General features: G+C 60.5%; 12 protein-coding genes. 7 read left to right on the forward strand and 5 right to left on the reverse strand.

Features of this window, described 5'->3' with window-relative positions; all coding sequences use genetic code 11:
* The first annotated feature begins 165 nt into the window (after positions 1 to 165).
* Complete coding sequence (locus ACP7B3_RS26615; protein WP_426182048.1) at positions 166 to 1791, forward strand: glucan biosynthesis protein D; 1626 nt, start codon at positions 166 to 168, stop codon at positions 1789 to 1791.
* Between the two features lie 50 nt (positions 1792 to 1841).
* Here the strand turns inward: ACP7B3_RS26615 and ACP7B3_RS26620 are convergent, their stop codons facing one another.
* From ACP7B3_RS26620 to ACP7B3_RS26630, 3 genes are all read right to left on the reverse strand, one after another.
* Positions 1842 to 2027 (reverse strand): hypothetical protein, encoded by a 186-nt coding sequence (locus ACP7B3_RS26620; RefSeq protein WP_106577224.1) that lies wholly within the window; start codon positions 2025 to 2027, stop codon positions 1842 to 1844.
* Positions 2028 to 2329: 302 nt separating this feature from the next.
* Positions 2330 to 3436: an NADH:flavin oxidoreductase/NADH oxidase gene (locus ACP7B3_RS26625; protein ID WP_106577225.1), complete on the reverse strand. Its 1107-nt coding sequence runs from the start codon at positions 3434 to 3436 to the stop codon at positions 2330 to 2332.
* A 126-nt stretch (positions 3437 to 3562) separates the two neighbouring features.
* The gene (locus tag ACP7B3_RS26630) at positions 3563 to 5464 is read right to left on the reverse strand and encodes a potassium transporter Kup (RefSeq protein WP_145161742.1); all 1902 of its coding nucleotides are present in this window, start codon (positions 5462 to 5464) and stop codon (positions 3563 to 3565) included.
* Between the two features lie 289 nt (positions 5465 to 5753).
* Here ACP7B3_RS26630 and rimO point away from each other — a divergent pair, with 289 nt between their 5' ends.
* The 5 genes from rimO to tsaA all read left to right on the forward strand — a co-directional run bounded on the left by rimO (position 5754) and on the right by tsaA (position 9813).
* Complete coding sequence (gene rimO / locus ACP7B3_RS26635; RefSeq protein WP_426182053.1) at positions 5754 to 7094, forward strand: 30S ribosomal protein S12 methylthiotransferase RimO; 1341 nt, start codon at positions 5754 to 5756, stop codon at positions 7092 to 7094.
* Positions 7095 to 7193: 99 nt separating this feature from the next.
* Entirely contained in the window at positions 7194 to 7661 is a 468-nt protein-coding gene (locus tag ACP7B3_RS26640; protein WP_106577228.1) for a GNAT family N-acetyltransferase, read from the forward strand.
* A gap of 212 nt (positions 7662 to 7873) precedes the next feature.
* On the forward strand, positions 7874 to 8584 hold the full coding sequence (locus ACP7B3_RS26645) for an rRNA pseudouridine synthase (protein WP_426182057.1): 711 nt from the start codon (positions 7874 to 7876) through the stop codon (positions 8582 to 8584).
* Between the two features lie 68 nt (positions 8585 to 8652).
* Positions 8653 to 9114, forward strand: a complete 462-nt coding sequence (locus tag ACP7B3_RS26650) for a DUF1456 family protein (RefSeq protein ID WP_003189058.1) — start codon at positions 8653 to 8655, stop codon at positions 9112 to 9114.
* A gap of 3 nt (positions 9115 to 9117) precedes the next feature.
* Positions 9118 to 9813 carry a tRNA (N6-threonylcarbamoyladenosine(37)-N6)-methyltransferase TrmO gene (tsaA, locus tag ACP7B3_RS26655; RefSeq protein ID WP_426182060.1) on the forward strand — a complete coding sequence of 232 codons (696 nt, stop codon included), beginning with the start codon at positions 9118 to 9120 and terminating at the stop codon, positions 9811 to 9813.
* 130 nt (positions 9814 to 9943) lie between these two features.
* On the opposite strand, the gene fpr is transcribed toward tsaA, so the two are convergent.
* The gene (gene fpr, locus ACP7B3_RS26660) at positions 9944 to 10723 is read right to left on the reverse strand and encodes a ferredoxin-NADP reductase (RefSeq protein ID WP_003189055.1); all 780 of its coding nucleotides are present in this window, start codon (positions 10721 to 10723) and stop codon (positions 9944 to 9946) included.
* Positions 10724 to 10847: 124 nt separating this feature from the next.
* Here fpr and ACP7B3_RS26665 point away from each other — a divergent pair, with 124 nt between their 5' ends.
* Positions 10848 to 11774, forward strand: a complete 927-nt coding sequence (locus ACP7B3_RS26665; RefSeq protein ID WP_169368331.1) for a LysR family transcriptional regulator — start codon at positions 10848 to 10850, stop codon at positions 11772 to 11774.
* Positions 11775 to 11778: 4 nt separating this feature from the next.
* Here ACP7B3_RS26665 and ACP7B3_RS26670 read toward each other — a convergent pair whose 3' ends face one another.
* Complete coding sequence (locus tag ACP7B3_RS26670; protein WP_094949927.1) at positions 11779 to 12141, reverse strand: diacylglycerol kinase; 363 nt, start codon at positions 12139 to 12141, stop codon at positions 11779 to 11781.
* Positions 12142 to 12186: the final 45 nt, after the last annotated feature.

Raw genomic sequence — 12186 nt, forward strand, 5'->3', positions numbered from 1 at the left:
CCATCACGCCGCCATCAATCAATTTTCCTGCGTCGCCGAACCGCTTAAGCTATCCGGCGTCTGTTTATAGTCCGTTGCGTTTGGCCGAAGGCATGTCCGAACCGTTATTTCTGATCCAGCACGTGCCAGGAACGGCGCGGGATTTGCTCACGACAGGTTGTCTCTATGCACCGCAGGAATTTGCTTAAAGCGTCCATGGCCATTGCGGCTTACACCGGTTTATCGGCCAGTGGCCTGCTGGCCGCGCAGGCCTGGGCCGGTAACCGTGCCGCCGATGGCAAGGCCGTGGCGTTTGACTTTGAAACACTCAAAGCCCAGGCCAAACAGCTCGCCGGCACCGCGTATAAAGACACCAGGCAGGTGCTGCCGCCGACCCTGGCAAACATGACGCCGCAGAATTTCAATGCCATCGGCTACGACGGCAACCATTCGCTGTGGAAGGAGTTGAACGGCCAACTCGACGTGCAGTTCTTCCACGTCGGCATGGGTTTCAAGACGCCGGTGCGCATGCACAGCGTCGACCCCAAGACCCGTGAAGCCCGCGAGGTGCATTTCCGCCCGTCGTTGTTCAACTATGAAAGGACCACGGTGGACACCAAGCAACTGACCGGCGACTTGGGTTTCTCCGGTTTCAAGCTGTTCAAGGCGCCGGAGCTGGATCGCCATGACGTGCTGTCGTTCCTTGGCGCCAGCTACTTCCGTGCGGTGGATTCCACCGGCCAGTACGGCCTTTCCGCACGCGGCCTGGCGATTGATACCTACGCGAAAAAACGCGAAGAATTCCCAGACTTTACGCAGTTCTGGTTCGAAACCCCGGCCAAGGACGCCACGCGTTTTGTGGTCTATGCCCTGCTCGACTCGCCGAGCGCCACCGGTGCCTACCGCTTCGACATTGATTGCCAGGCCACTCAGGTGGTGATGGCCATCGACGCGAACATCAATGCGCGCACCGCCATCGAACAATTGGGTATCGCGGCGATGACCAGCATGTTCAGTTGCGGCACCGTTGAGCGCCGCATGTGCGACACCATCCACCCGCAGATCCACGACTCTGACCGCCTGGCGATGTGGCGCGGCAACGGCGAGTGGATCTGCCGCCCGCTGAACAACCCGGCCACACTGCAATTCAACGCGTTCGCCGACACCGACCCGAAAGGCTTTGGCCTGGTGCAGACCGACCATGAGTTCGCCAGCTACCAGGACACCGTCGACTGGTACAGCAAGCGCCCAAGCCTGTGGGTTGAACCGACGACCGCATGGGGCGAAGGCTCGATCGACCTGTTGGAAATCCCCACCACCGGCGAAACCCTGGACAACATCGTGGCCTTCTGGACCCCGAAAAAGCCCGTGGCCGCCGGCGATTCGCTCAACTATGGCTACAAGCTGTACTGGAGCGCATTGCCACCCGTGAGCACACCGCTGGCGCAAGTCGATGCCACCCGTTCAGGCATGGGCGGCTTTACCGAAGGTTGGGCACCGGGCGAGCACTACCCCGAAGTGTGGGCGCGCCGCTTTGCCGTGGACTTCAAGGGCGGCGGCCTGGACCGTCTGCCGGCCGGCACCGGCATCGAGCCTGTGGTGACTTGCTCTCACGGTGAAGTGAAAGACTTCAGCGTGCTGGTGCTCGACAACATCAAGGGCTATCGCATTCTGTTCGATTGGTACCCGACCAGCGACAGCGTGGAGCCGGTGGAATTGCGGCTGTTTATCCGCACCCAGGACCGCACCTTGAGCGAAACCTGGTTGTACCAGTACTTCCCGCCTGCACCGGACAAGCGCAAGTACACCTGACCCACAAAGTGGGCGCTGACTAGCCAGCGCCCACACGGTCAGCGCGCTGTCTAAAACCGCGACACACTCTTCATCGCCCCTATCAGATACCGCATCGCGACCTGATCGTTTTCGGTCAGGGCGCGATATTGCGCCAGCAATTCGGCTTCATCCGAACTCAACCTGCGGCCACGCAAGAACATCCTGCGGGTTAGAAAAGACGCCACCACACCCGCTACACCATAGGACTTGGCCATGGACTGTTTCTCCTGATATCGATCTAAGACTCCTGTCGCCCATCACCCACCTTCCCTGAGGCGCAATGCCTTCGCGGACACACCGACTGACTCCCTGGGCCAGAAATCAGACTTACCTTAAGCGTAGAAACAATCTCGGCACGTGTGGGATTTTTTTAGAGTATTAACTTAAATAATTCGCTTAGGTAACAAAGACCTACAGCCCTTTCGCACGCGGCAACCGCCAGCGCTGGAAGTCGTCAGAAACGCGCGCAAGAAAAAACCCACCGGGTCAGGGTGGGTTTCGGTGAATCAGGCGCTGGTCAGTCCCGCAGATCAGACTCATGAATCGGCTGATCACGATGGGTCGCCCGTTGGTACTGCGCCGGCCAGGTGGCCTGGCGGCCGCCCAAGTCATCGTCGGCATGCAACGGCCAGTACGGGTCACGCAACAGCTCACGGGCCAGGAAGATGATATCGGCCTGGCACGTGCGCAAAATGTGCTCGGCCTGGGCCGGCTCGGTGATCATGCCGACCGTGCCGGTGGCGATGCCCGACTCTTTGCGCACACGCTCGGCAAAGCGCGTCTGGTAGCCGGGGCCGGTGGGGATCTCGGCGTTGGCGGCGGTGCCACCGGACGACACGTCGATCAGGTCTACGCCCAAGTCTTTGAGGCGGCGCGCCAGCTCCACGGTTTCATCCGGGTTCCAGCCGTCTTCGACCCAGTCGGTGGCCGACACGCGCACAAACAGCGGCAATTCCTGTGGCCAGACCTCGCGCACAGCCTGGGTCACTTCCAGCACCAGGCGTATGCGGTTTTCAAACGAGCCACCGTAGTGGTCCTGGCGCTGATTGCTGATGGGCGACAGGAATTGATGCAGCAGGTAACCGTGGGCCGCATGGATTTCCACCACTTCAAAGCCAGCCGTAAGCGCGCGTTTTGCAGCGGCGACAAAGTCGGCGATCACTTGCTGGATTTGCGCATCATCCAATGGCTTGGGCTGGGTGTGGTTGGGATCAAAGGCAATCGGCGAAGGCCCAACCGGCACCCAACCGCCCTCTTCCGGCTTGACGCTGCCGTGCTTGCCGATCCACGGCCGGTGTGTGCTGGCCTTGCGCCCAGCGTGCGCCAGTTGAATGCCCGCCACTGCGCCCTGGGCAGCAATGAAACGCGTGATGCGTTGCAACGGTTCGATTTGTGCGTCGTTCCACAGGCCCAGGTCCTGGGCAGTGATGCGGCCATCGGCGGTCACGGCGGTGGCTTCGGTAAAAATCAGCCCGGCGCCGCCCACGGCGCGGCTGCCAAGGTGCACCAGGTGCCAGTCATTGGCCAGGCCATCGTCGGATGAGTACTGGCACATCGGCGAGACGGCAATCCGGTTGAGCAGGGTCAATTGACGGAGGGTGTAGGGTTCGAGCAGCTGACTCATGGCGCACCTCTTCTGGGTTCTGTGGGCACTATTCAAACAGTGCTTAGAGCCTAGTCGACAACGGTGGCTTGCATAGGGTTCAGATGGAAAACGGGAGCCGATTGCCGGCTCCCGTGCAGCAGCGGCTTACATTTCGACCTGGGTGCCCAGCTCGATCACCCGGTTGACCGGGAGTTTGAAGAAGCGCAGGTTGCCGTTGGCATTTTTCAACATGAAGGCAAACAGGCTTTCACGCCAACGGGCCATGCCCTTGATGCGCGAGGCAATCACCGTTTCGCGGCTGAGGAAGTAGGTGGTGCGCATCGGGCTGAAATCCAGGTCGTCCAGATGGCACAGCTTGAGTGCCTCGGGCACGTCCGGCTCATCGGTAAACCCGAAGTGCAGGATCACCCGGAAGAACCCTTCCCCATAGGCGTCCACCTCAAAGCGCCGCGAGGCCGGCACACGCGGAATGTCCTCGTAGACCACCGTCAGCATCACCACCTGCTCATGCAGCACCTGGTTGTGCAGCAGGTTGTGCAACAGCGCGTGGGGCACGGCGTCTGGGCGCGCGGTGAGGAACACCGCCGTGCCCTGCACGCGATGAGGCGGCTGCACGCGAATACTGCTGATGAAGATCGGCAACGGCAGGCCGCCCTCGTCGAGGCGGTCCACCAACAATTGCTTGCCGCGCTTCCAGGTGGTCATCAGCACAAACAGCACGATCCCCGCCAACACCGGAAAGGCGCCGCCCTGGATGATCTTCGGCACGTTGGCCGCAAAGTACAGGCCGTCCACCAACAGGCAGCAAACCAAGACCGGCACGGCGAGTATCGGCGGCCATTTCCACAACAGCAGCATCACCGCCGACACCAGGATGGTGGTCATCAGCATGGTGCCGGTCACCGCTACGCCGTACGCGGACGCCAGCGCATTGGAGGACTCGAAGCCGATCACCAGCAGGATCACGCCGACCATCAGCGACCAATTCACCGCGCCGATGTAGATCTGGCCCTGTTCGGCGCTGGAGGTGTGTTGAATGTGCATGCGCGGGATATAACCCAGCTGGATCGCCTGGCGCGTCAACGAGAACGCACCCGAAATCACCGCCTGGGAGGCAATCACCGTGGCCAGGGTGGACAACACCACCAGCGGGATCAGCGCCCAGCTCGGCGCCAGCAGGTAGAACGGGTTACGCGCGGCTTCCGGATCGCCCAGCAGCATGGCGCCCTGGCCGAAATAGTTAAGCACCAGCGCCGGCAGCACCAGAATGAACCAGGCGCGAGCGATCGGTTTGCGGCCGAAGTGGCCCATGTCGGCGTACAACGCCTCGGCGCCCGTCAATGCCAGCACCACCGCACCGAGGATTGCCACACCAATACCAGGGTGAGCTTCGAAGAAACGCACGCCCCACATCGGATTCAATGCGTTGAGCACTTCAGGGTGCAGGGTGATGCCATACACACCGAGGCCGCCGAGCACCAGGAACCACGTCACCATCACTGGCCCGAACAGCTTGCCGATGCGGTCGGTGCCGTGTTTCTGGATCAGGAACAGCGCCACCAGTACCACCAGTGCGATCGGTACGACCCATTTGTCGAGGCCATCGAACGCCAACTCCAGGCCTTCAATAGCCGACAACACCGAAATCGCCGGGGTGATCATGCTGTCGCCGTAGAACAGTGCCGCGCCGCACAAGCCACACACCACCAGGAAACTGCGCAACTTCTTGCGCTCCCCTGCCGCTCGTCGCGCCAACGCCGTCAGCGCCATGATGCCGCCTTCGCCTTGGTTGTCGGCGCGCAACACGAACAGCATGTATTTGATCGACACCACCCAGATCAGCGACCAGAAGATCAGCGCCAGGATCCCCAGCACACCATCATGGTTGACCTGAACACCGTAACCACCGGTAAACACTTCTTTAAGGGTATAGAGCGGGCTGGTACCGATATCGCCGTAAACCACCCCGACTGCCGCCACCAGCATGCCAATCGGCTTTGCATTGGAATGCTCGGCACCTGCCGCCTGACTATTTGCCTGACCCATCAACCACTCCTGCCCTTTGACCCAAGGTCTTTTATAAACAACGCGCCTAAGCTGACCGTAGCATGCGCTGTTTTACTTCTCGTAACAGACGTTTTATTGACCCAAGGGTTTTACCCATGCGCAACGGCGCGAAGCATAGCGCAGCACTCGTCGCATTTCCCCGCATAAAGCTGGTCAAGTGCGTTGCCCGTCGCTAGAATTGCGCACTTTTTGATCAGAGGCGCACCAAGCGCCCGTCTACCGCCGTGTCGTGCCCGACTGGCGGCGCCATTCAATACCGAGGTTAGACATGTCCACCACCATCGCAAAAGCCAACCCCAAGGTCGGCTTTGTATCCCTGGGTTGCCCGAAGGCTCTGGTCGACTCCGAGCGCATCCTTACGCAACTGCGCATGGAAGGCTATGACGTCGTGTCCACGTATCAGGACGCCGACGTGGTGGTGGTCAACACCTGCGGCTTCATCGACTCGGCCAAGGCTGAGTCGCTGGAAGTGATCGGCGAAGCCATCAAGGAAAACGGCAAGGTCATCGTCACCGGCTGCATGGGCGTGGAAGAAGGCGCTATCCGCAACGTGCACCCAAGCGTGCTGGCCGTGACCGGCCCGCAGCAGTACGAGCAGGTGGTCAACGCCGTGCACGACGTGGTGCCGCCGCGTCAGGACCACAACCCGCTGATCGACCTGGTGCCGCCGCAAGGCATCAAGCTGACCCCGCGCCACTACGCGTACCTGAAGATTTCCGAAGGCTGCAACCACAGCTGCAGCTTCTGCATCATCCCGTCGATGCGCGGCAAGCTGGTCAGCCGCCCGGTCGGTGATGTGCTGGACGAGGCTCAGCGCCTGGTCAAATCCGGCGTCAAAGAGCTGTTGGTGATTTCCCAGGACACCAGCGCCTACGGCGTCGACGTAAAGTACCGCACCGGTTTCTGGAACGGCGCGCCGGTAAGAACCCGCATGACCGAACTCTGCGAAGCCTTGAGCAGCCTCGGCGTATGGGTGCGCCTGCACTACGTTTACCCGTACCCGCACGTGGACGAGCTGATCCCGTTGATGGCTGCCGGCAAGATCCTGCCGTACCTGGACATCCCGTTCCAGCACGCCAGCCCGAAAATCCTCAAGGCCATGAAACGCCCGGCCTTCGAAGACAAGACCCTGGCGCGCATCAAGAACTGGCGCGAGATCTGCCCGGAGCTGATCATCCGCTCGACTTTCATCGTCGGCTTCCCCGGCGAAACCGAAGAAGACTTCCAGTACCTGCTGGACTGGCTGACCGAAGCGCAGCTGGACCGCGTTGGTTGCTTCCAGTACTCGCCGGTTGAAGGCGCGCCGGCCAACCTGCTGGACGCAGCCATCGTACCAGATGAGGTCAAGCAAGACCGTTGGGAGCGCTTCATGGCGCACCAGCAGGCCATCAGCTCGGCACGTCTGCAACTGCGCATCGGCCGGGAAATCGAAGTGCTGATCGACGAAGTCGACGAGCAAGGCGCCGTAGGCCGTTGCTTCTTCGATGCGCCGGAAATCGACGGTAACGTGTTTATCGACGATGCCAGCGGCCTGAAGCCGGGCGACAAGGTCTGGTGCACCGTGACCGACGCCGACGAATACGACCTATGGGCCGTCAAGCGCGACTGATCAAAAAAACCTTAAAAGCCCCGCCTCTGGACAAGATGCGGGGCTTTTTTAGGTCTATCGTTTGCCCATTGGCGTAGAAACAGGCAAGGGGCAGCGGGCATGCGTCAGCTTTCGGCAATTCATACACCCAAACTCAGCGACTTCGCGCACCTGGCGCAACTGTGGGAAGACTCGGTGCGGGCGACCCACGACTTTTTGCCGGACAGCTACATCGTGTTGCTCAAGGAGCTGGTGCTGACGCGCTACCTCGACTCGGTGATGCTGATCTGTACCAAGGACGCGCGCCAACGCATCACCGGGTTTGCCGGCGTGGCGTCAGGCAAGGTCGAGATGCTGTTTATCGACCCGCAGCACCGTGGCCAGGGCCTCGGCCGGCAACTGCTGCGTTATGCGATCGAGCACATGAACGCCGACACACTGGACGTCAACGAACAGAACCCGCAGGCCCTGGGCTTTTACTTCAAGCAGGGCTTTGAGGTGATCGGCCGCGCAGAGCATGACGGCCTGGGCCAGCCATATCCGTTGCTGCACATGCGTTTGCGCCAGCAGCAACTGCGCAGAGGCTGACGCAACACAGAATAAAATGTGGGAGCTGGCTTGCCTGCGAACGCGGTGCCCCCATCAGCACACCTTGGGCTGATACACCGCCTTCGCGAGCAAGCCCGCTCCCACATTTTGAACCGTGTATTGACCAATAAAGCCCCTGCGCTGAAATGGAGCCGGGATTAACCCGCGCCAGGCAGGTACAATAGCCGCCCCCTTTTGCTACGGCCCTTGTCATGACTGACCCCATACGCCTCTCCAAACGCCTTATCGAACTGGTCGGTTGCTCCCGTCGGGAGGCTGAGCTGTTTATCGAAGGCGGCTGGGTCTCGGTGGACGGCGAAGTGATCGACGAACCGCAGTTCAAGGTCACCACCCAGAAGGTCGAGCTGGACCCAGAGGCCAAAGCCACTGCACCGGAGCCGGTGACCATTCTGCTGCACGCGCCGGCTGGCGTGGACGCGGAAACGGCGATGGCCTCGATCAGCGCCGAAACCCTGTCCGAAGAACACCGCTTCAGCAAACGCCCGCTCAAGGGCCACTTCCTGCGCCTGACCGCCAGTGCCGACCTGCAAGCCAAGGCCAGCGGCCTGCTGGTATTCACCCAGGACTGGAAGATTCTGCGCAAGTTGACCGCCGATGCCGCCAAGATCGAGCAGGAATACGTGGTGGAGGTTGAAGGCGACATGGTCGCCCACGGCCTCAATCGCCTGAACCACGGCCTGACTTACAAGGGCAAAGAGCTGCCCCCCGTGAAAGCCAGCTGGCAGAACGAAAACCGCCTGCGCTTTGCGATGAAAAATCCGCAGCCGGGCGTGATCGCGCTGTTCTGCGAAGCCGTTGGCTTGAAAGTCATCGCCATCCGCCGCATCCGCATTGGCGGCGTGTCCATCGGCAAAGTGCCGGTCGGCCAATGGCGTTACCTGTCCGGCAAAGAGAAGTTCTAAGCCGCTGCCCCTTTCTCGACGCCGCCTGAGTGGGCGGTGTCCCCAGTTGAATACCAGGATTGCCCACCATGATTCACAACGACGTACTGCGCAGCGTGCGCTACATGCTCGACATCAGCGACAACAAGATGGTCGAGATCATCAAGCTCGGCGGCATGGACGTGACCAAGGAAGACTTGCTGACCTACCTCAAGAAAGATGAGGAAGAAGGTTTTGTATTCTGCCCGGACGACGTCATGGCGCACTTCCTTGACGGCCTGGTGATTTTCAAGCGCGGCAAGGACGAAAGCCGTCCGCCGCAGCCGATCGAAACCCCGGTGACCAACAACATCATCCTCAAGAAGCTGCGCGTGGCCTTCGAACTGAAGGAAGACGACATGCACGCGATCCTCAAGGCCGCCGAGTTCCCGGTGTCCAAGCCTGAGCTGAGCGCGCTGTTCCGCAAGTTTGGCCACACCAACTACCGCACCTGTGGCGACCAGTTGCTGCGTAACTTCCTCAAGGGCCTGACGCTGCGGGTTCGTGCGTAAACCATGAGCTACAACGTCTCCCCCGTCGGCTTCGTGCGCTCCTGCTTCAAGGAGAAGTTCGCCATCCCACGCCAACCGCAACTGGCGCCTGCCGCCCGCGGCGTGCTGGAACTGGTGGCGCCGTTCGACGGGGGTGAGGCCGTGCAGGGCCTGGAGCAGGTCAGCCATGTCTGGTTGCTGTTTCTGTTCCACCAGGCCCTGGAAGACAAGCCACGCCTCAAAGTACGCCCGCCGCGCCTGGGCGGCAACACGTCCATGGGCGTGTTCGCCACCCGTGCAACGCACCGCCCGAACGGCATTGGCCAGTCGGTGGTGAAGCTGGACAAGGTGGAGCCGGGGCGGTTGTGGATTTCCGGGATTGATTTGCTCGATGGCACGCCGGTGCTGGATATCAAGCCGTATGTGCCCTACGCCGATATTATCGACACGGCCAGCAACAGCATCGCTAGTGGCGCGCCGCAGCTGATTCCGGTGCAGTGGCTGAAGACCGCGCTGCAACAGGCACAAGGCCATGCTCAGCGTCTTGGCGAGCCTCTGGTGGAGTTGATTGATCAGTGCCTGGCGCAGGACCCAAGGCCGGCGTATCAGACGCCGGGGCCGGAGCGCGAATATGGCGCGCAGTTCTGGGATGTGGATGTGCGCTGGCACTATCCCGAGGCGGGCTTGATCTGTGTGCTGGAAGTGCTTGCGGCTGGATAAACCGGAAAAAATGTGGGAGGGGGCTTGCCCCCGATAGCGGTGGTACATTCAACATCTCTGTTGACTGACTTGGCGCCATCGGGGGCAAGCCCCCTCCCACATTTAGATCTTCTTTGTTGCCCTGACTGTTTTACTTCTCGACGAACGCACGCTCAATCAAGTAATCACCCGGCTCACGCATACGTGGCGAAACTTTCAGGCCGAAGCTGTTCAACACTTCGCTGGTTTCGTCCAACATGCTTGGGCTGCCGCACAGCATGGCGCGGTCGTCTTCGGGGTTGATTGGTGGCAGGCCGATGTCGCTGAACAGCTTGCCGCTGCGCATCAGGTCGGTCAGGCGGCCTTCGTTTTCGAATGGCTCGCGGGTCACGGTCGGGTAGTAGATCAACTTGTCACGCAGGGCCTCGCCGAAGAATTCGTTCTGCGGCAGGTGCTCGGTGATGAATTCGCGGTAGGCGACTTCGTTGACGTAACGCACGCCGTGGCACAGGATCACTTTTTCGAAACGCTCGTAGGTTTCCGGGTCCTGGATCACGCTCATGAACGGCGCGAGGCCAGTACCGGTGCTGAGCAGGTACAGGTGTTTGCCCGGCTTCAAATCGTCAAGCACCAGGGTGCCTGTCGGTTTTTTGCTGATGATGATCTCGTCGCCTTCCTTTAAGTGCTGCAATTGGGAAGTCAGCGGGCCATCGGGCACCTTGATGCTGAAGAACTCCAGATGCTCTTCCCAGTTCGGGCTGGCAATGGAGTATGCGCGCATGAGCGGGCGGCCATTTGGCTGTTGCAGGCCGATCATCACGAACTGACCGTTCTCGAAGCGCAGGCCCGGATCGCGGGTGCACTTGAAGCTGAACAGAGTGTCGTTCCAGTGATGAACACTGAGGACACGCTCGTGGTTCATGTTGCTCATGTACGGGGGACTCCTGGAAGTGGGTCTGCGCCAAGATTGAGGTGCGCAATTGCACAGCATTCTAATGGCGGCGACAATATCTGTTAACTGGATTATTAAGATAAGGGTTATCGGTTATATCGATATGCGATTTACTCTCCGTCAACTGCAAGTCTTCGTCGCCGTCGCCCAGCAGGAAAGCGTCTCACGCGCTGCTGGCCTTCTGGCCTTATCTCAATCCGCCGCCAGCACCTCGATCACCGAGCTGGAGCGTCAGTCCAGCTGCCAATTATTCGACCGCGCGGGCAAACGCCTGAGCCTCAACGCCCTCGGCCATCAGTTGTTGCCGCAGGCGGTGGCACTGCTGGACCAGGCCAAGGAGATCGAAGACCTGCTCAACGGCAAGTCAGGCTTTGGCTCCCTGGCGGTGGGCGCCACCCTGACCATCGGCAATTACCTGGCCACGCTATTGATCGGCAGCTTCATGCAACAGCACCCCGAGAGCCAGGTGAAGCTGCATGTGCAGAATACTGCGCATATCGTGCATCAGGTAGCGCACTACGAAATTGACCTGGGTCTAATCGAAGGCGACTGCAGCCACCCGGACATCGAAGTGCAAACCTGGGTGGAAGATGAGCTGGTGGTGTTTTGCGCGCCGCAGCATCACTTGGCCAAACGCGGCGTGGCAACCATGGAAGAGTTGACCCATGAAGCCTGGATCCTGCGCGAACAAGGCTCCGGCACGCGGCTGACCTTTGACCAGGCGATGCGACATCATCGCAGCGCGCTGAATATCCGTCTGGAGCTGGAACACACCGAGGCGATCAAACGTGCGGTGGAATCGGGCTTGGGGATTGGCTGCATTTCCCGGCTGGCGCTGCGCGATGCGTTCCGCCGTGGCAGCCTGGTGCCGGTGGAAACCCCGGACCTGGATCTGGCCCGGCAGTTTTACTTCATCTGGCATAAACAGAAGTACCAGACCTCGGCAATGCGCGAGTTTCTGGAACTGTGCCGCGCCTTCACCGCCGGGGTTCAGCGCAGCGACGAAATCGTGCTGCCGAGCATCGCCTGATGCTTTAGATCAGAATCACGGCCCACACCAGGGTGATCATGGTCAGCGCCACGAATTGCGCAGCGCTGCCCATGTCCTTGGCGTTTTTCGACAGCGGGTGCAGGTCGAGGGAAATCCGGTCGATGGCCGCTTCCACCGCAGAGTTGAGCAATTCGACGATCAGGGCCAGCAGGCACACCGCGATGAGCAAGGCTCGCTCGACCCGGCTGACGTGCAGGAAAAAGCTCAGCGGAATCAGGATCACGTTGAGCAGCACCAACTGACGGAATGCCGCCTCGCCAGTGAAAGCCGCACGCAGGCCATCCAGGGAATAGCCCCCTGCGTTGAAGATACGTTTGATACCGGTTTGACCCTTGAAAGGCGACATAGATGTAGGCAACTGAACCAAAGAAGTGGGGAAACTAGATCACGC

It is taken from the genome of Pseudomonas sp. TWRC1-2 (assembly GCF_049896685.1).
In the GTDB taxonomy this organism is placed as follows: Bacteria; Pseudomonadota; Gammaproteobacteria; order Pseudomonadales; family Pseudomonadaceae; genus Aquipseudomonas.

Coding starts and splice junctions, on each gene's coding strand:
- tsaA (WP_426182060.1), top strand. CDS start 9,118: ATGAGCTACAACGTCTCCCCCGTCGGCTTCGTGCGCTCCTGCTTCAAG.
- ACP7B3_RS26630 (WP_145161742.1), bottom strand. CDS start 5,464: ATGGGTCAGGCAAATAGTCAGGCGGCAGGTGCCGAGCATTCCAATGCA.
- ACP7B3_RS26625 (WP_106577225.1), bottom strand. CDS start 3,436: ATGAGTCAGCTGCTCGAACCCTACACCCTCCGTCAATTGACCCTGCTC.
- ACP7B3_RS26645 (WP_426182057.1), top strand. CDS start 7,874: ATGACTGACCCCATACGCCTCTCCAAACGCCTTATCGAACTGGTCGGT.
- ACP7B3_RS26670 (WP_094949927.1), bottom strand. CDS start 12,141: ATGTCGCCTTTCAAGGGTCAAACCGGTATCAAACGTATCTTCAACGCA.
- ACP7B3_RS26640 (WP_106577228.1), top strand. CDS start 7,194: ATGCGTCAGCTTTCGGCAATTCATACACCCAAACTCAGCGACTTCGCG.
- ACP7B3_RS26620 (WP_106577224.1), bottom strand. CDS start 2,027: ATGGCCAAGTCCTATGGTGTAGCGGGTGTGGTGGCGTCTTTTCTAACC.
- ACP7B3_RS26650 (WP_003189058.1), top strand. CDS start 8,653: ATGATTCACAACGACGTACTGCGCAGCGTGCGCTACATGCTCGACATC.
- ACP7B3_RS26665 (WP_169368331.1), top strand. CDS start 10,848: ATGCGATTTACTCTCCGTCAACTGCAAGTCTTCGTCGCCGTCGCCCAG.
- rimO (WP_426182053.1), top strand. CDS start 5,754: ATGTCCACCACCATCGCAAAAGCCAACCCCAAGGTCGGCTTTGTATCC.
- ACP7B3_RS26615 (WP_426182048.1), top strand. CDS start 166: ATGCACCGCAGGAATTTGCTTAAAGCGTCCATGGCCATTGCGGCTTAC.
- fpr (WP_003189055.1), bottom strand. CDS start 10,723: ATGAGCAACATGAACCACGAGCGTGTCCTCAGTGTTCATCACTGGAAC.